Consider the following 24,666-nt stretch of genomic DNA (forward strand, 5'->3'; position numbering starts at 1 on the left):
AACCGGTACCTCAAGTGTGGATGGCGATGTTTCTGTCACCCAGTTTGTTGTTAACAACCAAACCTTTACTGCCGGTCAAACAGCGACTATTTCTGGTGTGGGTTCGATTAGTATCGACAGCGATGGTGATTACAGCTTTACCCCAGTGGCTAACTACAATGGTGACGTACCGATCATTACCTATACGGTAACTGATGGTTCAGGTACGGATGATACTTCAACGCTTGATATCACTGTTACACCGGTTAATGATGCCCCAGATGCGGTTGATGATGGTCAAGGGCCAGCCAATGGTGCATTTAAAGATTTAGTCTCAGAGTACTATGGCTATGAGCAAGGTAGTGGAGCGAATTTATCTAATATAGCGCAAGTGGAAGGTATTATTGATAGCAATGATCCGGATGCAACCTTTACCGCTACTCAAATTAATTACGCTGCATTAGGCTTAGATGATTTAGGTACGGGGACCACACTACAAGAATTTTTAGCCCATGATGCGGCTAGCTTGAGTACAGATCCAAGTGATACCTCAGACGGTATTATTAACATCAATGGTCAGGTCTTCTTGGCAGCAGGAGAATACAACTTTAGAGTGACCGCTGACGATGGTTACAGTATTCGTATTGATGGTGTTGATGTTGCTCAATTTAATGGTAATCAAGAGCCAGCAACGGCCACACATGACAGCTTTACGGTTAACGAATCAGGCTATCATACCCTAGAGATTATTTATTGGGATCAAGGTGGTCAATCACAGCTTAAAGTCGAGTTAGGCGAGCATAATGCTGATGGATCTGTTAATTACAATATCTTAGGTAGCCAAGGCACTGAAACTTTTGCTATTGATGAAGATACCAGCTTCACAGTCAGTGATGCAGCATTGCTACTGAATGACACGGATATTGATGGTGATGACTTAACCGTTACGAGTGTAAGTAACCCTTCAACGGGCTCGGTTAGCTTAAGTGATGACGGTATTGTTACCTTTACCCCTGCGGCTAATTTTAATGGTACAGCCACGTTCGATTATACGATTAGCGATGGTAATGGTGGTACGGATACCGCAACCGTGACCGTTGTGGTTAATCCTGTTAATGATGCGCCTGAAATTTCAGTGACCGCGAACGACTTTACGGAAGATGCTGGCGCGCAAGTGGGCGACACCGCCGGTACCTATGTGACTTCAGATGAAGACGGTAATGACTTAACTGTCAGCTTTACCTCAGGCTCCAACACCAACAGCCACTATACATTGCAAGATGGCAAAGTGGTGTTAACCCAAGCGGGTGTTGATACCATCAATAGCGGTGGCGAGTTAGATGAAATCAACCTAACTGTTTCCGATGGTAGCCTAACAGGCCAAGACGCTGATACCCCAGTAGTCACCGATGTTAACGATGCACCAAAAATCACAGTCACAGCCAATGACTTCACAGAAGATGCTGGCGCGCAAGTAGGTGATACAGCCGGTACTTATGTGACCTCAGATGAAGACGGTGATGACTTAACAGTCAGCTTCACCACAGGCAGCAACACTAATGGCCACTATGCATTGCAAGATGGCAAAGTGGTGTTAACTCAAGCGGGTGTTGATACTATCAATGTTGGTGGCAGTTTAGATGAGATTAACCTAACCGTTTCTGATGGTACGCAAACAGATCAAGATAATGACACACCAGTCGTGACTGCAGTCAACGATGCCCCTGAAGCTGTTAATGATGTGGCTACCACCAATGAAGATACACCTGTCACTATTGATGTATTAGCCAATGATAAAGATGAAGATGGCGATACTATTATTTTCAACGGAACCCCAAGCGCAGCAAACGGTACAGTACAAATTGTTAATGGTCAGCTAGTGTATACACCGAACGCAAACTTTAATGGCACTGATACCATTACTTACGGTATTAGTGACGGCAAAGGCGGTACTGACTCAGCAACAGTTACAGTAACTGTAAATGCGGTTGACGATATATTAAAAGCCAACAACGAAGAGCATGTGTTGGATATTGACAATGGTAAAGTCACCAGCAACTTGTTTGATAATGACGTGTATGAGGATGGTTTACATGCGGTACCTGTACCACAGATAGTCGTGGATGGTAAAACCTACACGTACGACGGTACCAATGTAAGTCAAGGCAACACAGTTGTTTCCAGCAACAGTTCAAGTGTGCAAATTGAAACCAATGAAGGTGGCACACTCATTGTTGATATGAAAACCGGTGATTATAGTTATGAAAACCGCGTTGAAGTTATTTCAATGGGTGGAGGTGTTGAAGGTAATACTTGGGATGTGCTTAATCAAGGCGCAGGTTTATATGGTTTTGCTAAAGACGACAGCCCAGTCACCAATGCTAACCAGTTAGATTTAAGTGAGCTTGACCAAGACGCGACCGACAATGTGTACATAGGTACTAACGATAATAACGCCGGTTTAGGTAATGATATTGTTGGTGTGAAATTGGCGACAGGCCAATCACAAGGTCAAATCGAAGAAGACGGTTCAGGTAATTCTGAGACGTTAGTCATTGATGTAGGCACTTCAACAGTCACAGCTGATATCTCATTTATGCGCTTGTATAGCAACGAGGGCGACGATGGTGAGAAAGGCTTAATTCGTGCCTATGATGAAAATGGTAACTTTGTAAAAGAATGGAATATTGAAGGTCAAAGCAATGGCGAAGTGAAGGACATGACTTTACAAGCCAATGGTACAGCCTTTAAGTATTTAGTCTTTACTGCACTGGATATGTCAGGTTCTTACAGTGACTACTATGTACATAAACTATCGATTTTACCTGTAGGCTATGACGATTCATTTGAATATACGTTACAAGATACGGATGGCGATACAGATACCGCAACTGTGACTTTCCGCTCTGATATTGCTCCGGATATTGCAGATGGAACAGCAACTGTTTCTGCTACAGCTAAAGTCGGTGATTCGGTTTATGACGTTAATGAGGCATTTACTATAAGTGATAAAGACAGAGATGATCAGTCTATTACTTATGAAATTGTTTCAGGTAATGATGATAATGGATTCGCAATTGATGCCGCTACAGGTGTCATCACAATTGCTAACGTATCAGGACTTGATAGTAGTGAATCACTTGTTGTAAAAGCCACTGATCCTGATGGCAATTCAGATACAGCGACGATATCGGTTTCTGTTGCTGAGGCTGTGCCAGATGCCATTAATGATACCCCACAGGTTCTAGCGATTCATGGTGAGAAAGTTTCAGGTAATGTACTTACTAAAGAGAATGCGGGGGATACTAGTGATGATTTTGGTAGAGATGGACAAGGCTCGCCAAGTATTACCCAAATTAGCTATCAATCTACTACTAAAACGTTTGGAACAGATGCGTTTGATGGTAACGATAGTAAGGGCAATTACTATGAAATAGATGCAGATCATGGTGTATTGAAGTTCTATGAGAATGGTGACTATGAATACACAATTGATGCTGTATTTGGTGGTGTAGCGAATAATACAGACGAATTAAAAGCACTTTGGAATGGCATTAATACTTTTGCGTTTAGTGGCGATGAAGATGTTTTTGATACTTCCAAGAATATATTGACTCAATTGTATGATGATGACGGTGATTCTCGCGCCAATGACAGTGTGTCATATAAAGTACTTGGTGGAGGTAATAATCCTTCTACGGGTATTGGTGTGAGTGACGGCGATTATCAAATAGGTCACGAAGAATATTTAGTTATGGACTTTAGTTCTGGGGCGACTATTGTGTCACTCATACTTGGCCAAGTTAGTGAAAGTGCTCAGGAAATAGAAGTACACGCGTATGATGCTAACGGTAATCATGTGAATGTAGCCGTTATCGCGGGTAATGACGCAAATGACGCTCGCCCCGTAACGGTGGAAAGCTTAACGGGCGGTAAAGATTTCCAATATTTGGTATTCACATCAGCGGAAAACAACGGCAAGTTTTATATTCATGAGCTAGAAATGCAATGGGCAACTCCTGATGGAGATCCATTGTCAGATGATTTCACTTATACCATTCAGGATAGTAATGGTGATACTGACAGTGCTGTCTTGTCTGTTGAATTAGCTACTGAAATTAAAGGTGATTTTGGTGGTGATGATACTATAGTCGTGTCAGGGGATGGCGAGACAATAGATCTAATGACTGGTGCCTACTATGAAGATGGTGGTTCATGGCATACGTTTACAGACGCTGAAATTATTAATTCAGGGTTTGATAACGTGACTAGCAATAGCGGTTCTCAGGTTCAAGCGTCTACAGATTATGAATCTGAAGGCGTTATTCTGGATGGTGGTGCTGGAGCTGATCACATTGTGGGTGGTTCTGGTGATGATATTATTATTGGTGGATCTAATGGTCACGGTACTTCAGGCTTAGCGAATAACCAATATGCTGGCGATTATATGGAAGGTGGAGATGGTTCTGATACTTTCGTGTGGTTAGCAGGTGATGATGCTGAAAATGGATTTACCGATGGTATTACAGATCCAAGTGTTGCCACTGACACAATTGGTGATTTCACGATTTCAGATGCTGAAAACGATGGCGATATTCTTGATTTAGGCGACTTATTGCAAGGCGCCACTCAAGAAACGTTAGATGACTACCTTGATTTCACAACTGTTACAGATGGTGATGGTAAAACTTCAACGGTAATTGATGTTGATAAAGATAAATCAGGTAGCACGGATATGAAGATTGTCTTGGAAGGCACTGATTTAACATCGTTAGGTGAAACAGATGCTGAAATAATCAATAAACTGCTTGAGAATGCGCAGTTGAAGTACGATTAAGTATTGCCCTTACTCACTGGCTAAAAGCAGGCTATACGCCTGCTTTTTTGTGTTTGTGCTAGAAAAGGGTACACTTAGCATTAATTAGGTAGCAAGCCACAATCGTTTTAACAAAAGGTTGATATGGAAAACCACGATCGCTTGAAAGAACAACTTGAGATCCATACCGAATTTCAAGACCCGTTACTAAATAGCTTGGCATTTTTAACAAAGTACTACGGAAAACCTTTTTCTAATCAATCTTTAGCAGCCGGCTTACCTTTGATCGATGGAAAATTAACGCCTGAATTATTTCCAAGAGCGGCTTTACGAGGCGGTTTAGATGCCAAACTGGTTAAAAAATCTATAACCGACATACCTGCGCTGCTTTTACCTTGCGTACTGTTATTGAGAGATGGTCGTTGTTGTGTGTTGTTATCACGCGACAAAGATAAAATACAGATCGCCTGGCCTGAACTAGAAGGCAGTCATGACGAAATTGAACTTAGTGCTTTGGATGAGCTATACACAGGGTTTACCTTCTACGTACGTAAAAAATATCGCTTTGATGAGCGCAGTAAAGAAACGCTCACTACCACTCACGGCCATTGGTTTTGGGATACCTTAGGCCGCTCAATACCGATATATCGCGACGCGCTAATTGCCGCGTTGTTTATCAACCTTTTTGCGATTGCCTCGCCTTTATTTGTCATGAATGTTTATGACAGGGTTGTGCCAAATTTAGCGGTGGATACGCTGTGGGTGCTGACCATAGGTATGGTTATAGTCATGATATTTGATTTTGGTTTAAAGGAGTTACGTTCCCATTTACTCGATTTAGCCGCGAAAAAGTCAGATATTTTATTGTCTGCCAAGTTATTTGAAAAAGTGCTGAACATTAATATGGCCAATCGACCTGCGTCGGTTGGGGCGTTTGCGCGCAACATTCAAGATTTTGATTCGATCCGAGACTTTATCACCTCCGCCACTATCGCCGCCTTGATTGATGTCCCTTTCTCTATTTTATTTATTTTTATAATTATGCTGGTGGCTGGTCCATTAGCGATTGTGCCATTGCTAGCCATTATTGCTATGCTCGCCTATTCATTCTGGATTAAAGGTAAAATTCGAGTTGAAGTAGAGCGTGGCGCGCGCTTTTCAGTGCAAAAAAATGCGCATCTCATTGAAACTTTAACCGGTATTGAATCGTTAAAATTAGCTGGTGCGGAAAGCCAATTTCAGCAAAAATGGGAAGATTTAGTCGGCCATATCTCTAATTGGAATTTAGCGATCCGCAAATATGGTACGTCAGTCTCTACCGTTACCGGCTTTATTACTCAACTGTCGACCGTTTTTATTGTAGTTGTTGGTGTTTACCAAATTATGGAAGGTAATATCAGCATGGGGGCCATGATTGCTGGGGTAATGTTAACCGGTCGCGCTTTAGCGCCATTCGCTCAAGTGGCTTTATTGGCAACGCGCTATAATCAAGCCGAATCGGCATTAACGGCACTTGAAGAGGTGATGCAACAACCGGATGAAAATTTTGACCGTTATTTACATCGGCCGTACATTGAAGGGGCAATTCAATTCAGTAGAGTTAATTTCGCTTACCCGAATACTGAATACAATGTTCTGAATAACATTAATTTAGGTATCAAACCGAAAGAAAAAGTGGCCATTATTGGCCGAATTGGTGCAGGTAAAACAACCATAGAAAAGCTACTTCTGAGCTTTTACCAACCACAGCAAGGTTCAATCCGCCTCGACGGGGTTGATATTAATCAAATTAGTCCAGCGGATTTACGCCAAAAAATCGGCTGCTTGCCACAAGATATTAGCTTATTTTATGGCAGTATTCGTGAAAATATCACGCTGGGTGTACCACATGTCGAAGATGAACGAATTCTTCGCGCGGCTCGTCTGGCTGGAGTCACGTCGTTTACCGATGTTGATCCTGAAGGTTTAGATAGGCAAGTGGGTGAACGCGGCGCATTTTTAAGTGGCGGCCAACGTCAAGCCGTCGCATTGGCACGAGCATTGCTTTTTAATCCACCGATACTGGTATTAGATGAGCCAACCAGTAATATGGATAACCATTCTGAGCAATTGGTGAAACAAAAATTAGCTTTATTGGCGCAAGATAAAACGTTAATTTTGATCACACATAAATTTTCTATGTTGGATTTAGCGGATCGCGTTATTGTAATGGAAAGAGGCAGTATAGTGGCAGACGGCCCGAAAGATGCGGTGATGCAAGCCTTACGAGAAGGTAAAATTAAGGCGCCATCATGATCAATCTTAAAAATATAAAAATACTACTCAAAGCGCTATTTGCCAAAGAACCACGAGATGAACAAGTAGAGCAAATTGACCAAGCTGATTTAAAGTATGTCGATGATCTAAACTCGGCTATTTTATTAAAATCGCCGCATCAATCACGCCGAGTTATATACATGGTGGCTGGCTTTATGATAGTCGCTATTGTTTGGGCAGGCTTTGCAGAAATTGATGAAGTCACTGTTGGTGAAGGTAAAGTCATTCCATCGCAACAAATTCAAGTGGTGCAAAATCTTGAAGGCGGTATTTTAAAAAGTATCTTTGTCAAAGAAGGGGATACTGTTGAAATTGGTCAGCGCTTACTGACTATAGATGAAACACGCTTTCTATCAGATTACCGCGAACAAGAAACTCAGCGATTTACGTTAGGGGCACGAGAGTATCGTTTACGTCAAGAATTAACCAGCGTAGTGATTTCGCAAATCGACGGTCAATACGAGGTTAAAATTGAAGAACAGTCACTTGCGTTTCCTGATCTTGATCCGGTCAAACATAGTGAGCTTATTCAACGCCAGCGTTCAATATATGACGAGCGAATTCGTAATTTGCGCAATCAATTGCAAATACTGCAGCAGCAAGTTAATCAAAAGCGCACCGCATTAGCTGAGCTGTCATCTAAAGTTGGTACGTTAGAGCAAAGTTATAAATTGGTCGCTAAAGAATTAAGCTTAACAAGACCTTTAGCAAAACGTGGTGTGGTATCAGAGGTAGAATTAATCAAGCTTGAGCGTACGGCGAATGACGTGAAAGGCGAGCTGCAAAGCGCGCGTATTTCGATGCCTAAATTGGAAGCAGAAATACGCGAAGTGACCAATAAACGTGAAGAGGTGGCGTTAAAATTCAGAAACGACACGCAAGAACGTTTACAAGAGGTTGAAGGCACGCTGGCCGGTATGGATGAAATTTTAATCTCTTTACGCGACCGTTTAACTCGTACTTTAGTGGTGTCGCCGGTTAAAGGTACGATTAAAACCATCAATATTAATACAGTGGGTGGCGTTATTCAGCCCGGTATGGATTTAATTGAAATAGTCCCTATTGAAGACAGCTTGTTAATTGAAGCTAAAATACTACCAAAAGATATTGCGTTTTTACGGCCAAATTTAAATGCCGTGATAAAATTAACCGCTTATGACTTTGCAATATATGGTGGATTAAAAGGTAAAGTTGAACATATCAGTGCAGATACAATAAAAGATGAAGAAACTGACGAAAGTTATTATCATATAAAGGTAAGAACGGAAGACAGCTATTTTGACAAAAATAACGACCCTTTACCCATCATACCGGGTATGACAGCCTCGGTGGATGTAATAACGGGTAAAAAAACCGTTTTGGACTATTTGCTAAAACCTATAATAAGAGCAAAACATAACGCGTTACGCGAAAAATAAACAATCAAACATAATAATAAGCACTAAAATTATACAATTCTCCGTTAGTTTTTAAGTAGTAGCTGATCGAAGGGTTATTAACTGAGCTTTCTAAGTGAAAAGGATTACCTTTATTTAAAGGTGACTTAGAGGGCTACTTAAAAACAGATAACAAAATTTAATAGAGATTATCCATGAAATTGTTAAGACAAACGTATTTGTTTGCCTTATTCGGTGTCGCCTTGTTTGTACCCGGTCAATCGCTTGCCAAGTCATTGGAACAAGCTGTTGCGACTGCGTTTAATACTAACCCGGATTTAAAAGAAATTTTCCACAACTACAAAGCTTCTCGGCAAGAGCAAGAAATTGCTGAGGGCGGTTGGTATCCATCCATAGATATTAATGCCAGCGTAGGCGCTGGTATTCAAGATACGCCAGAGTCCCGTTTAAATACACCCAATGCGCAAAGTGAGGATATACGTCCCGTTACTTATGGTATTTCACTAAGCCAAATTTTATTTGATGGTTTTTTTACCTCAGAAAACGTTGAGCGTACATCGTTTGAAGCGCAATCTGAGTTGTATGCTTTGCAAGCCGCAGCAGAAAACAAAGCGCTCGAAGTGGCTAATATTTATTTAAATGTTATTCGCGATGCCAAGCTTGTTGAGTTAGCTACTAAAAACGTTAATTCGCATACCACGATCCATGAACAAATTAAGCTACGCACAGATAACGGATTGGGCTCAGCGTCAGATTTGTCGCAAGCGACAGGGCGTTTAGCGCGAGCGAACGCAAATTTAATTACTGCGCAAAATAATTTATATGATTCGACAGCGGCTTATATTCGTTTAGTGGGTGAAAAACCTGAAGAATTAATTTTACCTGTGCCGGATAAGCTTATGTTACCGGCGTCGGAAGGTTTGCTATTAGACAAGTCAATGTTAAACCATCCAACGGTTAAATCTGCAATCGCAGATATTAAAGCCGCAGAAGCACAGTTGTCGCAAAACCAAAGCTCGTTTATGCCAAGAGTGACGTTGGAAGTTGGCAAGAACTATACAGCTGATCGCGCTAACGACGGTATTGAGCGTGATACGTTACGGGCTGATATTGTCATGAATTACAACTTATTTCGTGGCTGGCAGGATTCAGCATTAGAAATGCAAAATGCTTATCAAATTGAGCAAGCCAAAGACATTAAAATGTCAGCCGAGCGGCAAGTGATTGAAGGCGCTAAATTTTCGTGGAACTCTTATTCATTTACTGATCGTCAGCTTGAGTTTTTAAAGTTACACGTTGAACAAAGTTTTTTGACTCAGCAGGCTTATCAAGAGCAGTTTGAACTTGGGCGTCGTACATTATTGGATTTACTCGATACCGAAAATGAATTATTTGAAGCTCGGCGTAACTTTGTCACCGCGGAAACCGAATATTTACATGCTCATTATCGTGTATTTAATGCGATGGGCGATTTACTCAAAGCGCTACGCATTCAAGGTGACGAATACTGGCGAGATACTATCGAAAAAGAGCAAGTCGGTACACCACAACAACCCCAGCAACAAAAAACCACCAGAAAATCGGCTTCAAGTCGTTTAGAAAGATTTTTAGGAATTCATGGAAATGATGAAGATGAAGGCTAACAGCTCTCTAATAATAATTATCAGCTTGTCCCTGTTTGGCTGTTTATCAACTCCAGAAATTGACCAGTGGCAACCTATTAGTGAACAAAGCGCTAAACGCTTAATCGATCATGACGATGATGGCGTTATCATGGCGCGTGATTTATGTGATGGCACAACCTTAGGTCGTGATGTTAGTAACGATGGTTGTTCACCAGAATCGACTAAAGATGTCTACTTTGAGCATCATATTGATTTCCAGCAAGGTTTAACTAGCTTACACGGTAGTATGGATGATGAATTTAATGCATTTTTATCAACCTTGGATAAAAGTCAAAAATGGAACATTTTAGTACAAGGCTATACCCATAAAGATGGCGATATGTTGTACAACAAGGTTATGGCTAAAAGACGTATGGCTTATGTAGCAGAACGGGTGAGTCAAACGCTGGGCAGCGAGTTAAACGACATTCGCTCGCGGTTACTTGATGGTGAAAAAGTCAGTGAAGAGACCACATCAGAAGTGATTAAAGCTAATACACCAGACGATGAAGATAACGACGGCGTGTTAGATAACTTGGATCAATGCCCTGGCAGTGATTATAAGTATTTAGTTGATACCAAAGGTTGTACTGCATTTGAGAATCGCTTAGTCACTCATACATTGACGGTTCGTTACCCGCGAGGCAGCGCGACGATTGACCCTATGTACAACGATAAAGTGAAAGAACTGGCTGACTACATTGCTAATTACAATGTGGAAAAAGTTGAAGTATTTGGTCATACCTCGGCTCCAGGTTCAGCCGCGTTTAACCAGAAATTGAGTGAGAAACGGGCTAAATCTGTGGTTGAGATGTTAGTTAAAGAATACGGGGTTGATCGCAAAATATTAGTACCAATTGGTAAAGGCGAATCGGAGCTATTAGAGAAAACGCAAACCAAGCAGGCTAATACACTGAATCGCCGAGTTGAAATTACCCTTTCGGAAACCTTACGTGTAGAGCGTAAACGCGATTTAGGTATTGCAGATGCCGACGAGTTAAATCGTCGTGTTGTGGTTTATGCGCAATCATCACAACTGCAATTTAAAGATCGTTGGCATATTTTCATTATGGAAAATCCAGCTGAAATTCAAGAACAAGAAAACACCGCTGGTGGTGATGCCAGTGGCTGGGAATTTGATGAAGAGGATGCTGCAGAAGCATCTGGTTGGTAATTTGAAGCACTTTAGCCTCTAACCATTCGAGGCCTTTTAAACGGAGCAAGGTAGTGTAAGTCTCTGTTACCTTTTATATTGATTTATACAAAGAATGAAAAAAATAATAAACAGAGTTGCTTATGCAACCTTAGCGCTTGTACTTTGCCAATTTTCTTTTAGCGTTTATGCTCGTTCTCTGGAGCAAACGGTAGCGGTGGCATTTAATACTAATCCAGATCTAAAGCAGGTATACCATAATTACAAAGCGGTTTTGCAAGAGCATAATGTAGCGCAAAGTGGTTGGTATCCGACGCTTGATCTTGAAGCTAGCATCGGAGTTGGTCGTCAAGATAGCCCAGAATCACGAGCCAGTTTGCAAAATGAGTCGATTAAGCCATTAAGCTATGGCCTTACACTGTCCCAGCTTTTATTTGATGGCTTTTTTACTAGCGAAAATATCAAACGAACGGACTTTGAAGCGCAATCAGAACTATTTCAATTAAAAGCGGCGGCAGAAAATAAAGCGCTGGAAGTTGTGAATGCTTACTTAAATGTCATTAAGGATCAAACCTTAGTGGACTTGTCGCTGAAAAATACTGAAACCCATCAACAAATCCAACAACAAATTCAACTGCGCCACGATAATGGTTTAGGTTCAGTCTCTGATCTGTCACAAGCTAATGGTCGTTTAGCGCGAGCACAAGCGACTTATTTTACTGCACAAAATAACTTAGCAGACTCGGTAGGCGCATTTATCCGCTTAGTGGGAGAAAAGCCAAACGAACTGATTTTACCTGTACCAGACGCCGTTATGTTACCTGTGTCTGAAGGTCAATTTTTAGATAAAGCAAAATTAAACCACCCAACCATTAAATCTGCGATAGCCGATATTAAAGCGGCACAAGCGCAACTTGAAGTGAACAAAAGTCCTAATTTACCCACATTAACCGCGCAACTGAGCCACACTCATACAGATGACAGAAATAATGGTGGGTTAGAGCGTACCCAAACTCGGGCGGATTTGGTTTTAAGCTACAATCTGTATCGCGGTGGGCAAGACCAGGCACGCGTGAAGCAGTTTGCGTATGTGGTTAATCAAGCGCAAGATATTAAAGATTCAGCTCAGCGCCAAGTGGTTGAAGGTGCGCAATTTTCATGGAATTCCTATAGCTTTGTCAGTCGCCAAATAGAGTTTTTACAAACTCATGTTGAACAAAGCTTTATCACCAAGCAGGCTTACAAAGAACAATTTGAATTCGGCCGTCGTACTTTACTCGACCTTTTAGATACTGAAAATGAATTATTTGAAGCGCGCCGTAACTTTGTCACCGCAGAAACCGAATACTTACACGCACATTATCGCTTGTTTAATGCCATGGGCGAATTACTCACCGCTTTACGCATAAATGGCGATGAATACTGGCAGTTAAAGATCGAAAAATAATCAAGAGGGAATTTTTAGTTAGATACTCGAGGTAATATTTGTAATCAGGTTGTCAATTGTATACAGTGTACATATTGTTAGCTAAATGGATTTATACAATGATTCATCCTTTTACTTGGCGAAATACAGCACTAGTTATAATGCTTTCTTTGCATGCAAACCAAGCCTTCGCATCTGAAATTTCAGAAGAAAAAATAGATAACCAATCTCCCCAATACAATCAGGGTAAAACTCGTAATACCAAACAGCTTTTTAAACCCCCTCTTCGTCAACGCCGAAACGCTATGATTGAAATACTGCAAGCTTGCAAAAAGGAAGCTATTAAAAAAAGTAAAGGTGATAAAACCGCCAAAACTAAGGCATTTAAACAATGCCACCATAAAAAAAGAAAGAGTTGAGAAAACGAAAATAGCGCTAGATACCAGTTAAGGCGTGCTTTACCTCGGCTGTAATGGAATAAATAGGGAATAATAATGAAGCGTATATTAAGTATAATTTTTTTTATGCTGGTAGTAACACGAGCCCACTCGTATGGAGGTACTCTTTATGATGTGTCTGTTCCCGCCACTAGTGGTGATGGAAATATAACCATTTCTTGGTCTGTCACACCTGATGATGACATAGCCCAATGTGATCATGTTGAAATAGGGCTATCTTTCAATAGTGATATAGTCCAATTTGAAAGTCTAGATTGCACTCAAACCTCTTATACTTTTTCCAACCTAGAAAGCGGTCAATATACTATTGATCTTCTTTCTTTTGTATATGTACCTGACATGGGGAGTGTTGAACTTGATACTTGGCTAAACTTCAATATTGAAGTTACTAATTCTGGGACACAGGCTCCTGTTGAGTTATCTCCCCTGAGTTTTGAAAATGGCATTGCCGATTGGATACAAACAGGTAGTTACCAATGGCTTAATCGTTCAGGAGGAACTTCGTCAAGTTATACAGGGCCTTCAAGTGCAGCTGAGGGTAATTGGTACGCCTACATGGAAACGTCTAGTGGTTATGCCTATAACGACGGCGATACTGCTGTGCTAGTTAGTCCTGAATTTATCCTTCCACCCTATAACTCGTTAAAACTGAATTTTGAATACCACATGTACGGTACCAATATTGGTACCCTTTATATTGATATTTTGGATAACGGTGAATGGCAAACTATTTGGCGAAGAACAGGCCAGCAACAAAGAAGTTATACTGAGAATTGGAATAAAGTCACCATTCCGCTAACCAAGGCACCTACCAGTGTCACTACTAAACTTAGATATCGCGCGGTGGCAAAAGGGGGATACATGGGAGATATAGCTATCGACAATATTCGTATTGATGAAGAAGGCTATGAAACAACCCGAAAACGCCGCATTAGCTATATCCATACTGATGTATTAGGTAGTCCAATTGCTGAAACCAGCCACTAATCAAGGAGTGAAATAGTGATGTCACAATTCTACAAACTTGTAAATAACCTATTTTTTACAGCTCTAAGCTTACTTACTTCATTTTCTTTATTTGCTAATAGCTTACCGGCTACGCCTCAACAACTAATTGCATTAGACAAAATGTTGGCAGAAATAAGAGCAAATCAAGCTGCAGGGTTAAAACAGTTAGGCGCTGGTTTAGCGGGTGATAGATTTGACCCTGCAACAGGCTCACTTAGTTTTTATCGACCAATCACAACGCTCTCGACAAACCATATCCCTATTCAAGTAGGACAAGTATTAAAAGATCGCCGAGGTTGGCTAGATGATATACCGCATATTCGAACTAAAGTCATAGCTAAACAAGGTATCCATGATGTTCGTGAAGGGCAGTTTTGGGGCAAAGATAGATGTACTCAATATAATCAGTCTTATAACGAATATGTATCTTTGATGGGAACAAGACGATACTTTAGGCAAGATTATTCAGGGCCTCAGGCAATACAAGTCCCCTATGAAGTCCCTGTTAATCCGTCTTTTATTCAAGATGGTCTTACTATGATAACCCCTGGCGGCAATGTTCAAATGCTAGAGCATGCCCCTGCACCCAGTCTATATACATTTCCTAACCAAACACAGCAGGTTTTTTATACTACTAAAAATAATTGGCGCATCACATGTAAAAACGATATTGGAGATAACAAGGGCGAAGGATTTATAGCCACTTCACCACAAGGACTCACTTATCATTTCGACGTTCTGGCTTATGTTGATTATCCCGTTAATCATCGCTCTGAAAGAAAATATTGGCATTACTATAAAGAAGATCCTCAAATTCAATTTGAAGGGATATGGGTGGAAGATATCCCTCTACAAGACGCTATTCTTTATGCCTCAAAGATAACCGATGTGTATGGTAACGAAATTAACTATACCTTTACGCCATCAACTGAGCATACTAAAAGATACTCTAAGGTAGTAATTTCTAGCGATCAAGGTCACGAAGTATCCATTGATCTAACAAGCACGGGTATGAAAGGTTATCGTTATACCGTTGACGATAGGGAATGGACGGTTGATCCAAATGGCACATTAATGCTTCCTGATAAAAAATCCTATTGGACTTCAAGTGGCACTAATCTTCATGGTTACTCTTCAAGCTTTTGGGGACTACATGGAGATATGGAGAAGGAGTATTACTGTCAGGGGCGAAATTGGGTTAGTCAAGTTAGCCACCCTAATGGAACAGTGGTGGAGTTTTATTTCGACTCGATTAGGTCTTTCTATCAAGACACTGACCATGAAGAAAACCAAACCCTCGATGCATGTGAATCAGAGGTTCTTCACCCACTTTACATGGGAGGAAAAGGAGTAAGAACTTACAGGCTGGTTAAAAAGCGGATTATCTCGCCTGTTGATAATTACCCCAATAATCGAAAAACCTATACTTGGGAGTACGATTATGATTACGAATATTACACAGACTCTGAAGGGGTTGTACGGGTTTCTGCATATAACAACACTGTCTATAATCCGAATGGCAGTGCAACTGAATATATAGTAAATAATGATAATTCTTCATGGCTTTATGGGCATACAACACAAATCAATGTCTATCAAGATTCGCAGAAAAACGTTTTATTAGAGTCAAAAACTTTTGATTTAAGTGCAGGTTTATTGACCCCTAATGCCAATACAGATGCATTAGGCGGAAAAACGCCTGTTCAAGTCATTACTGACAAAGTTGTTCTGCAGCGTGGTAACGATGTTTTTACCACGGAATACAAATATAAAGAAAACTTGTTTGAAGATAGTTATAGCTATGGTTTGCCCACTCAGATTAAAACTTACAGTAACACTCAGGACAAACGTGAACGTATTCAAGACATCACTTATAAACATTTACGTGAGCCATGGATCATTGGTTTACGCGATACCACTACTTACAACAACCGCTTATTTATTGATAACGCCTATAATGATTTAGGACAATTGATATCTGTTAGTCAATTTGGCCAAGAAACAGATAGTCTTACATATCATACATCTGGTGATTCAAAAGGCAGGATTAAAACCCGTACCCGAAATTTAACATCGGGAATAAATTGTAACCCTGAAGATATCACCAGCGAAGATTGCCGTACAACAACATTCGAAAACTATGTTAATGGAGCTCCTACCAGTATTAAGCGAGCTGATGGCGTATATGAGTATATGTCTGTCAATCAGTGGGGCTTAACCGAAAGCTATACAAATGGAAAAAATTTAACTGTTGAATATAAATACAACGATTTTGGCTGGTTAACTGATATTTACCAGCCTAATTTGGCAGCTAACACCAAAATAACTTACACAAACTTATACGAAGGTGTTATAGAAACAGCTACCTTAGGTGATGAGCAAATTATTACCAAGTATGATCTTTACTATCGACCTATTAGCCGTGAACAAAAAGATAAAACAGGAGCACAATCGAGTATTTACCAAACTTGGAGTTATGACGGTAAAAATAGTAATGGCATGACAGTCAACTTTGCATCGTACCCAAGTACTACCAGATTAGAAGCTGAAAGCAAAGGAGTATGGCGTCAATACGATAGATTAGGTCGCCTAACACAGCAAGACAACATCAAGTATGAGTACCTAAATAATAATGAAGTGAAGGTGACCGATGGCGATAACAATGTCACAACCAAACGCCTGAGTGGTTACGGCTCTCCAAATGACGGAAATATTATCTTCATAAAGAGTCCAGAAGACACCAATACGGAAATGAAATACGACATATGGGGTAATTTAACCTCTGTGCGGCAATTTGGTAGTCATGGAGACGTTTATAGAGATAAAACCCAAAGATTTACTTACAGCGAGCAAAATAGACTATGTCGAAAATCGATCCCAGAAGCTGGCGATAGCTTGTACTTATATAACCAAATTGGTGAACTAGAGTATTATCAAGATGGCCAACCTACCGGAATAAATTGTCCGAATGCAAATATTAAAGCAGCAAGTGTCCAATTAACCTACGATAAGATGGGACGAAAAACCCATATTGACTACCCAGATGAAACTCCAGATGTTAATACATATTATGATGATGCTGGAAATGTCGAGAAAGTTACTCGAGGGACTACTGAGTGGACCTACGGCTATGATATTAACAATCTCGATACGTTATCCCGAGAAACCTTGTACATTGATGGCAAAACTTTTTCTACTTTCTATGAAATTAACTCTCGCCAACAAATTGAAGGAATCAGATACCCTTCGAAAGACTTAGTTAAATTTAATCTGGATGCGTTTGGACGCCCCAATCATATAGAGAGGAAGAATTGGTCCGAAGAAACCGAAACGTATGCCAATAACTTTGACTATCACGCTAATGGAACCGTTAAGTCATTCACTTATGGGAATGGAGCTAAATTCGAACAAACTTTAAACAACAGGCAATTACCTGAAATCCGTAACGTTACGTTTAACGATGGCCGTTCAGACCCCATGCGACTAACCTACGACTATACAGCGGGAGACAATGTTAAAACTATTACTAATGGTTTATATCCTAGCCGCACCATTACCAATACGTATGATGGTTTAAATCGATTAAATACCTCAACTAGCGCAGCTTGGGGAGGGAAAATCGCATTTAAATATGATTCATTGGGTAACATTCTCGAACGTGCAACGCCCAACGATGTTATCGGTATTAATTATCATGACTATGTAAATAGGTTGGATTACGTAACCAGTAATTCGAGTACCCATGTATTCTCTCACGACAACTATGGCAACGTAACCAATAATGGCCGTCATCAATTTACTTATGACTTAGCACATCAACCAATCACAATAAGTGGTAATCAAAATGGTAGTTTCGTTTATGACGGCAATTATAAGCGGGTTAAACAAACTATTGATGGCAAAACTATTTACTCGGTATACACCCTAGGGGCAGGCTTAGTTTCGCAATACAACTTAACTGAAAACCTCCATACAGACTATATCAATGCAGCTGGCACTAGTATCGCCAAAATTCAAAGTTTTGGCAGTGATGTCAATCCGGATAGCCAAGCATTCGGCGAAGATATATCGCCGTTAGGCGATTCTGGTAGCATTATCGGCAGTGAGCATTACAAGCCTTACGGAGAATCATCACAAAACCCTGCTGATAGTGTTAATGACATTGATTTTACTGGGCATGTTAAAGATTCATCTGGATTGGTGTACATGCAGGCACGATACTATGATCCAGTCATAGGTCGGTTTTACTCGAATGATCCGGTAAGTACAATTGAAGCCATTAGTAGAGGGCGTCCTGTATACGGTTTTAATAGATATACCTACGCCAACAATAATCCATATAAATATACTGACCCTGATGGTGAATGGTCTGTTGTTACCATTTTAGCTGTAGTTGGTGTGGTTGCATTAGGTGGTTACGCTGCTGGTGACACAGTAAAGAAAACGATCGCTTCTATCACTGAACATCGTAAAAATGCACATGAAGCTGCAGCAGAAGGAGATTTAGATAAAATGAATACAGAAATGGATAAAGTTAAAAAAGCAGCTGATTTGATGCAAGCGGCACCTAAATTTGTTGATATGAGCCAACAGCTAGGAAAAGGTATCCCCAGTGATACCAAAAAAGCAAAGTTATCGTTAATAGGTAAAATTAAAAAAGCTTACAAAGAGTGGTCTAAAGAAGAAAGTACGTCAAGTGACCAGAATAATAATACTGAAGACGTGCAAAACAATAATTGCGCTGGAAAAGACCAAGAAAATTGCTAATTAGGATTAAGTTAGCCGCATTCAAGATATTTTATTGTTGCGTGTAATTATTTTTGGAGGAAAATTGTGTTTAAAGAGTTAATTTCTAGAGTCATTATTGTCATTGTCTCTGTAATAATTGTTTCAAGTATTGTTTTTAAAGTTAATGGTTTTATTGAGGAATACGAGAAAGGGCATGCTCAATATCAACTGCAATTGAATGAAGATATTAAAAATATTCGCCATAGCAAAGAAGAGTTAGATCGTGATGTCGTAGCTGGCTTATTAACGGTTGCTTCAAATCGAGATCTTGAACTAGCGGTAATTTATTCGTTATATAAATATTTTTTAATATTTATATTTATGTTTTTAGGAACTTTGGTGGGATTATTATTTGTTGATTATCTCAGGTTGAAACGGTAAGGATCTACCAAGATTAAGCCTTTACTATTGGCCTTATTAAAATTAACCACTTGCAGCCCTGTAAGCTTAATTCGTAAAGCGGGTTAAACATGTGTTGCTAATGGGAGAGTAGCGAAGCGTAAGCAACCTTACAAAAAAGCCAATGTGGGTTCAAACACATTGGCTTTTGCGTTTTCTACTCAAACATCTCTCAATTAACCTATAATTATAAGTAACTGTATTAATTGGTTTTTTTAATCAGATAGCAGTGGATCGTAATTACTATTACTGTATATGCAGGCACGATACTATGATCCAGTCATAGGGCGTTTCTACTCGAATGATCCGGTTGGGTTTATGGAGCATATTCAACGAGGAAACCAAGCTGTACACGGGTTTAATCGGTATGCCTATGCAAACAATAATCCTTATAAATACACAGATCCTGATGGCGAGTTTATTCAATTTGTAAGTGCTGGTATAGGTGCTTTTACTGCAGCATCGGCTTATAAAGATGCGAATCCTAATGCGTCAAAAATGGATATCGTAGCTGCGGGATTAGCTGGAGGTGCAGTTGGGTTTCTTACTGGCTCTGGAATTACTACATTAGTTGCTAAAGCTGTAACGACTGGTGCTAGAATTGCCGGTAGTTCCAGTGTAATTGCCTCTAAAGTTGGTGTAAAAGCTTCTGAAAGCTTGATAACTTCAACTGTTGCAGGAGGGGCTACAGGAGCTGGCTCTAGTACTGGAACTCAGTACTTTGTTGATGGAAAAGTTGACGCGCAAAAAGTATTTGAGGACGGTATAAAAGGTGCCGCTTTAGGTTCTATCGGTGGTGCTCCTTTAACAGCCTTAAAACCTAATGCCTCGGAAGCAGCCAAAGACTTAGCTAAACTAGTTGGCACCGCTGCTTCGGCTGCAGTTGAACTCGCGCAAGTCAAAGATGATGATTAAAAATTTTTGTATAGGTAAATTATGAACTTATTAGCAATTAATTCGACTATATATAAGTTTTTAAGATTGAGACATAAAGTTTTGATTGGATTTATCCCTGCTTGCATGTTAGGAGCAATGGTAGGCTTACTCGTTTCAATTGAATTGAGTAATGTTCCTAAGGTTGTTTCATTGTTCTTAATGTTATCAAGTTTTATTTTCTCTTTTTTAGTAGGATGGAGCATCAATGCACTTGTAGTCATTATTTTTTTAGGTTGGCCGGTTGCTAAGCTAAAATCCGTTTTTGGGAATTCGGACATTCCAAGCGAATGGTTTGTTAAGGACGGTCAAAATCTATATATACATGAATTGCATCAAGAGGCTCGTCATTGGGAAAATGAACGTAAAATAGGTTTTTTGAGGTTTATTATTTTTACCGGTGTTGTCAGAATTGGTGGCGTAGCACTATTCTCAATCGGCCTCTATACATATTCTGTAAGTGAACCCCTAAGTCTTGTTAACGTCGCGATAAGTTCGTTTAGCATATTGGCATTGTGCAGTTTAATTGCGTCAGCAGTTTGGTATATTGCAGAAATGCGCTATAAGATGAATAAGTAATTGTTGCAACTACAACTACGGGTTCAGATCCTGATTGCTCCCCATAAATAGTTAAGCTATATCAAAGGGCTATGATTAACGATTGGATGGGAACATGGTTAAAGGCGATCATATCGGTCGACCAAAACTAATAAAAACCAATAACCGTTGTAGGTTGCAACGGCTTAGAAATGAGTCGATTAAAGGAAAGTTTTCCAAATTTAAAAAATAGCTACGTTAGTTAATGTTGTTTACCAAAATAATGTCATAGCTTTTGCCAAATTATTTATCGAACGATTTGGCAAGGTTATGACATTTTTACCACGATAATATCAACCGATTTTTTCGCTTTACCAAATTCTTATCGCACGATCTCCCAACTTCGATCATAACCTTTCTCAAACTGCATTATACTTTTAACCAAACTGCCGTCATATATGATGATTTTGGTCATCTGAATATGATTAAAATTTCGCTATGACCAAACGTAAAACGCCCGAGGTTTTAACTCAGGCGTTGGCTTTATGATGATCTGGCGTATTAGATTTAACTATTCATCATCTTTCAGCTCATATCTCTCCAACTTTAAACGACTGCGATGATGTTGGCGTATTTCTTCACCATAACTTGCGACCAGCATTTCGCGGATATCATCCAAGAATCGTATGATGGACTCGGCGTCTTCCGCACTTAGGTATTGGGTGGTTTGCATGATCTTCATGATGCCACCTGTTGCTTAATTAAGTCTTCATGGCTGCGCCAATGGGGCTGGATAAGCACATTATTAACGTGGCTGATAGTGACAATCTTTTTGGCTTCGCGACAGGCTTCGATAAGGCTGGCATAACACAGGTTACGACATAGGCGTAAGTTACCATTGCTGGAGCGCAATATGACCTCAATAGCGGCACTATCGAAGGTATTAATACCCATCTTGGCCGCTTCTAATTCTTTGATGATATAACACTCAAGGTCATCATCATTCAGCGGTTTGATGGATTGGGAAAAAGTAATGCGCGACTTAATATCGGCATTAACGTTAAGTGATAGATAGTGTAATAAATCGGGTTGGCCGAATAACACCAAGTTGTGCTTTTTGGGGAACTTCTCAAACAACAAGCGCAGTTTGCGTAACACCTCAATATTGAGTAAATGGGCTTCATCAATCAGGATATACAAGGTTTTACGCTGGCGGATATGCTCATAGGCCGCTTTAATTAACTCGGCTTCTAAGTCTTTGGTTGGCACATCTAATTTAAACGATAAGGCCAATTGTTTAAGGATATTGATGTACGTGTGCATGGTTCTGGAAATGGCCACGACCGTGGTATCGCGCTCGTTATGCCAGTGTTCAATATGCTCGCGCAATACACTTTTACCGACACCCGGTTCACCGATAATCACGGAAAACCCACCTTGAGAGGCGTGGATTTTAATGACATCGCTGATGTGTTTCTGTTGTGATAACAAAGCTAAGTTTGAGCGATTAAACGGCTCTTTCGTGATAGCGAAGATACTGGAAATCATACATCACCTCGCAAGTGTCTAATGGCATTGGCGTGTAAGTCTAAGTGTGAGGCTTGCCCCATACGTTGGCCTTGATAATAGACAATAAACTTATCTTGAGCGGAACGATTAAATCTAACCTGTACTGTTTTCCCGCGTAAATCGACTGGGCATTCAAACTGTTGTTTGTTGATGGAAAAAACATTCGTTTTACTGACTTTACGGTCTTGCTCCACAAAGAAGACTTCTTCTGTAAACTCATCATCGGCCATAAATTGAATGCGGTTTAAATCGAGGCTAAACCTATCGAGCGGTGTCATTTGAATACCGGAGTGAAACTGACTGTTGTAACTGACTTCTACCCAATCATGGGACTTATCATTCAGTTCATCAAGGGTGGTAATATCAGGATTATCCACTAAGAACTGGTCACGGAAACGCCGGAAAAAGCGTTCAATTTTACCTTTAGCCGCGCCATCGCGAATAGGGGCATGAGACAGGTGAATATCCAAGCGCACACAAGCTTGTAGAATTTCTTTAGAGGTGTAATTACTGCCATTATCAAAGTATAAGCGTTCGGGCTTGCCGCGCTTAAACAAAGCGGTGCGAAAGGCATCACACATATTGACCGTGTTGTCGGCATAGAAAAACTCAGCATGGGTAATTAACCTTGAAGCATCATCAATGAAAGCGATTAAAAAGGTTTTACGTTTATGGCCATCACTATCGATAACCCTAGGGCCGTACATGGTATCAGCCTGCCACAATTCATTAGCAAACTGCATGGCGAACGATTGACGCAGTTTCTGGCACTGCTCACTATCCAGTAAGCCATGGTTGCGAACCATGCGGTAAAACGAAGTTTGAGACAGCTGCGAACGTTTAAATAACCCCGAGCTTAACAAGCGTCGATACAACGCCATTTTAGGCACAGAGCCATTTTTACTGCGGCCTAAATACGGCAATACCTCATGAATACCCTCGGCCAACTCATTAGGTTGCACCTTACGGTAACTGTTCTTATCTCGGCGGGTTTTATTATCCAAGGTCGTCACACCATTGCGCTTAAATCGATAATGCCAAGTGCTAATGGTGCGCCAAGTAAACTGATACTCCACATTGGTTTGCTTATCAACAAAGGTGCGCGTTGCAACAGACTTAATACGCTCACGAATACTGTTACCAGGCGCATAATCAACTGCGCTTAGCACTTGCAGTCTAATTTCTAATGGGGGCTTGTTAGCTTTCATCTTCATTCAGTGGTTCTCCTTGTGTTTTACCTGAGGGTAGCGAAAACCAAGGTGGGAGCCGACTGACCTCTCATGTGGGGCGAAGAAATCCCTCAACGAAATAACTCAGTGACGAAGATAAAGTGGCAAATTGAATAATGAAAAAGCCGTAATAAACCCTGACATCCCCATCAATAGGTTAGATAAAGGCGGTTTGTGCGGATAATTGAAACGCCAGACAGACGGGTGCTGTTAAACCATTCACAAGTGCACAAAGGGTTGCAAAAACAGGATGAGTACAACGCCAAGAAGAGGTAACAGAAACGGGTGACTTAAGCCTTAATCGATACTGCATGATATTACGTTTTAAAGCGGCAACCCAACGCCAAGCCTGACGGGTACTCACTTGTTCAGTGGCTAGTTGATAAGCTTTAACCACAGCGACATTAGCCAGTAACAACACAATAAACACACTCAATTGCCAAGCGCTGTATTGGCGATTAGGTAAACATTCAGCCAAGACTAACTGAGTGGTACGGCCACAACCGGAATGACCGAAACGATTAGAACAAACAACTCGCTTGCCCATGGTTTTACGCTCATGCATAGACAGCTGTTTGTAAATAAAGCCATGGCTAATTAAATGCCCACCTAAACCACAATGTTGACAGGTCAATGAATAATAACGATGACAAGGCTCAAGATAACGCTCAATATCAGATAAGGATTGAAAGAATGTTTGCATACCAGCATCAAACAAAAAATCTCGACGTGACACAAGAAAAATATTCAGCAGTGTAAATAAAAATCTTAATTCCCAAATTACACGTTATAACAATGAGTTATCCGTTGTTTGCAGTTTGGCTGGTAAGTCAATTATGGAGTGATTGGATTGTGGGAATTAACAGTTAATGCAATAGTTAAATGTGCTTAATGAAGTGTATGTCTCCGATTAAATAAGCCAATATGGGTTTAATCATATTGGCTTTTTTCATTTTCCACTCTGACTTCTTCTTGCTCTGACTTCAGTCGATTA

The 24,666-nt window shown here is 40.4% G+C and carries 16 protein-coding genes (1 of these 16 cut by a window edge); 12 read left to right on the forward strand and 4 right to left on the reverse strand.

The annotated features are described in order from the left end of the window. The 12 genes from C2869_RS11135 to C2869_RS11190 all read left to right on the forward strand — a co-directional run. A protein-coding gene (locus tag C2869_RS11135) for a tandem-95 repeat protein (RefSeq protein WP_108603012.1) crosses the window boundary here: on the forward strand, nucleotides 1-4,816 show its 3' end. Its footprint begins 23,627 nt before the window's first position; only the last 4,816 of its 28,443 coding nucleotides appear in the window; the start codon falls outside the window, past its left edge; its stop codon occupies nucleotides 4,814-4,816. 123 nt (nucleotides 4,817-4,939) lie between these two features. Beyond that, nucleotides 4,940-7,090, forward strand: a complete 2,151-nt coding sequence (locus C2869_RS11140; protein ID WP_108603013.1) for a type I secretion system permease/ATPase — start codon at nucleotides 4,940-4,942, stop codon at nucleotides 7,088-7,090. Beyond that, nucleotides 7,087-8,529 carry an HlyD family type I secretion periplasmic adaptor subunit gene (locus tag C2869_RS11145; protein WP_108603014.1) on the forward strand — a complete coding sequence of 481 codons (1,443 nt, stop codon included), beginning with the start codon at nucleotides 7,087-7,089 and terminating at the stop codon, nucleotides 8,527-8,529. Before C2869_RS11140 ends, C2869_RS11145 begins: the two co-directional genes overlap by 4 nt. Before the next feature lie 173 nt (nucleotides 8,530-8,702). Further along, nucleotides 8,703-10,151, forward strand: coding sequence for a TolC family outer membrane protein (locus tag C2869_RS11150; protein WP_108603015.1), 1,449 nt, complete (start codon nucleotides 8,703-8,705; stop codon nucleotides 10,149-10,151). Then, nucleotides 10,141-11,346 carry an OmpA family protein gene (locus C2869_RS11155; RefSeq protein WP_159084138.1) on the forward strand — a complete coding sequence of 402 codons (1,206 nt, stop codon included), beginning with the start codon at nucleotides 10,141-10,143 and terminating at the stop codon, nucleotides 11,344-11,346. The genes C2869_RS11150 and C2869_RS11155 overlap by 11 nt, the downstream gene beginning before the upstream one ends. Before the next feature lie 94 nt (nucleotides 11,347-11,440). Next, on the forward strand, nucleotides 11,441-12,772 hold the full coding sequence (locus C2869_RS11160) for a TolC family outer membrane protein (protein WP_108603017.1): 1,332 nt from the start codon (nucleotides 11,441-11,443) through the stop codon (nucleotides 12,770-12,772). Nucleotides 12,773-12,870: 98 nt separating this feature from the next. Beyond that, nucleotides 12,871-13,170 carry a hypothetical protein gene (locus C2869_RS11165; protein ID WP_108603018.1) on the forward strand — a complete coding sequence of 100 codons (300 nt, stop codon included), beginning with the start codon at nucleotides 12,871-12,873 and terminating at the stop codon, nucleotides 13,168-13,170. A 75-nt stretch (nucleotides 13,171-13,245) separates the two neighbouring features. Further along, on the forward strand, nucleotides 13,246-14,196 hold the full coding sequence (locus C2869_RS11170) for a hypothetical protein (RefSeq protein ID WP_108603019.1): 951 nt from the start codon (nucleotides 13,246-13,248) through the stop codon (nucleotides 14,194-14,196). Nucleotides 14,197-14,214: 18 nt separating this feature from the next. Next, complete coding sequence (locus tag C2869_RS22865) at nucleotides 14,215-18,984, forward strand: RHS repeat-associated core domain-containing protein (protein ID WP_108603020.1); 4,770 nt, start codon at nucleotides 14,215-14,217, stop codon at nucleotides 18,982-18,984. Nucleotides 18,985-19,050: 66 nt separating this feature from the next. Continuing rightward, nucleotides 19,051-19,386 carry a hypothetical protein gene (locus C2869_RS11180; RefSeq protein ID WP_108603021.1) on the forward strand — a complete coding sequence of 112 codons (336 nt, stop codon included), beginning with the start codon at nucleotides 19,051-19,053 and terminating at the stop codon, nucleotides 19,384-19,386. A gap of 273 nt (nucleotides 19,387-19,659) precedes the next feature. Further along, nucleotides 19,660-20,319, forward strand: coding sequence for an RHS repeat-associated core domain-containing protein (locus C2869_RS22870; RefSeq protein ID WP_228710654.1), 660 nt, complete (start codon nucleotides 19,660-19,662; stop codon nucleotides 20,317-20,319). A gap of 21 nt (nucleotides 20,320-20,340) precedes the next feature. Then, nucleotides 20,341-20,916: a hypothetical protein gene (locus tag C2869_RS11190; RefSeq protein WP_108603022.1), complete on the forward strand. Its 576-nt coding sequence runs from the start codon at nucleotides 20,341-20,343 to the stop codon at nucleotides 20,914-20,916. A 529-nt stretch (nucleotides 20,917-21,445) separates the two neighbouring features. Here C2869_RS11190 and C2869_RS22490 read toward each other — a convergent pair. From C2869_RS22490 to C2869_RS11205, 4 genes are all read right to left on the reverse strand, one after another. Then, complete coding sequence (locus tag C2869_RS22490) at nucleotides 21,446-21,616, reverse strand: hypothetical protein (RefSeq protein ID WP_159084113.1); 171 nt, start codon at nucleotides 21,614-21,616, stop codon at nucleotides 21,446-21,448. Then, nucleotides 21,613-22,422: an ExeA family protein gene (locus C2869_RS11195; RefSeq protein ID WP_108602682.1), complete on the reverse strand. Its 810-nt coding sequence runs from the start codon at nucleotides 22,420-22,422 to the stop codon at nucleotides 21,613-21,615. Before C2869_RS11195 ends, C2869_RS22490 begins: the two co-directional genes overlap by 4 nt. Then, nucleotides 22,419-23,657 carry a DDE-type integrase/transposase/recombinase gene (locus tag C2869_RS11200; protein ID WP_108602683.1) on the reverse strand — a complete coding sequence of 413 codons (1,239 nt, stop codon included), beginning with the start codon at nucleotides 23,655-23,657 and terminating at the stop codon, nucleotides 22,419-22,421. Before C2869_RS11200 ends, C2869_RS11195 begins: the two co-directional genes overlap by 4 nt. 172 nt (nucleotides 23,658-23,829) lie before the next feature. Continuing rightward, the gene (locus C2869_RS11205) at nucleotides 23,830-24,408 is read right to left on the reverse strand and encodes a hypothetical protein (protein WP_108602684.1); all 579 of its coding nucleotides are present in this window, start codon (nucleotides 24,406-24,408) and stop codon (nucleotides 23,830-23,832) included. Nucleotides 24,409-24,666 lie beyond the last annotated feature (258 nt).

Source organism: Saccharobesus litoralis (assembly GCF_003063625.1).
Lineage (GTDB): Bacteria > Pseudomonadota > Gammaproteobacteria > Enterobacterales > Alteromonadaceae > Saccharobesus > Saccharobesus litoralis.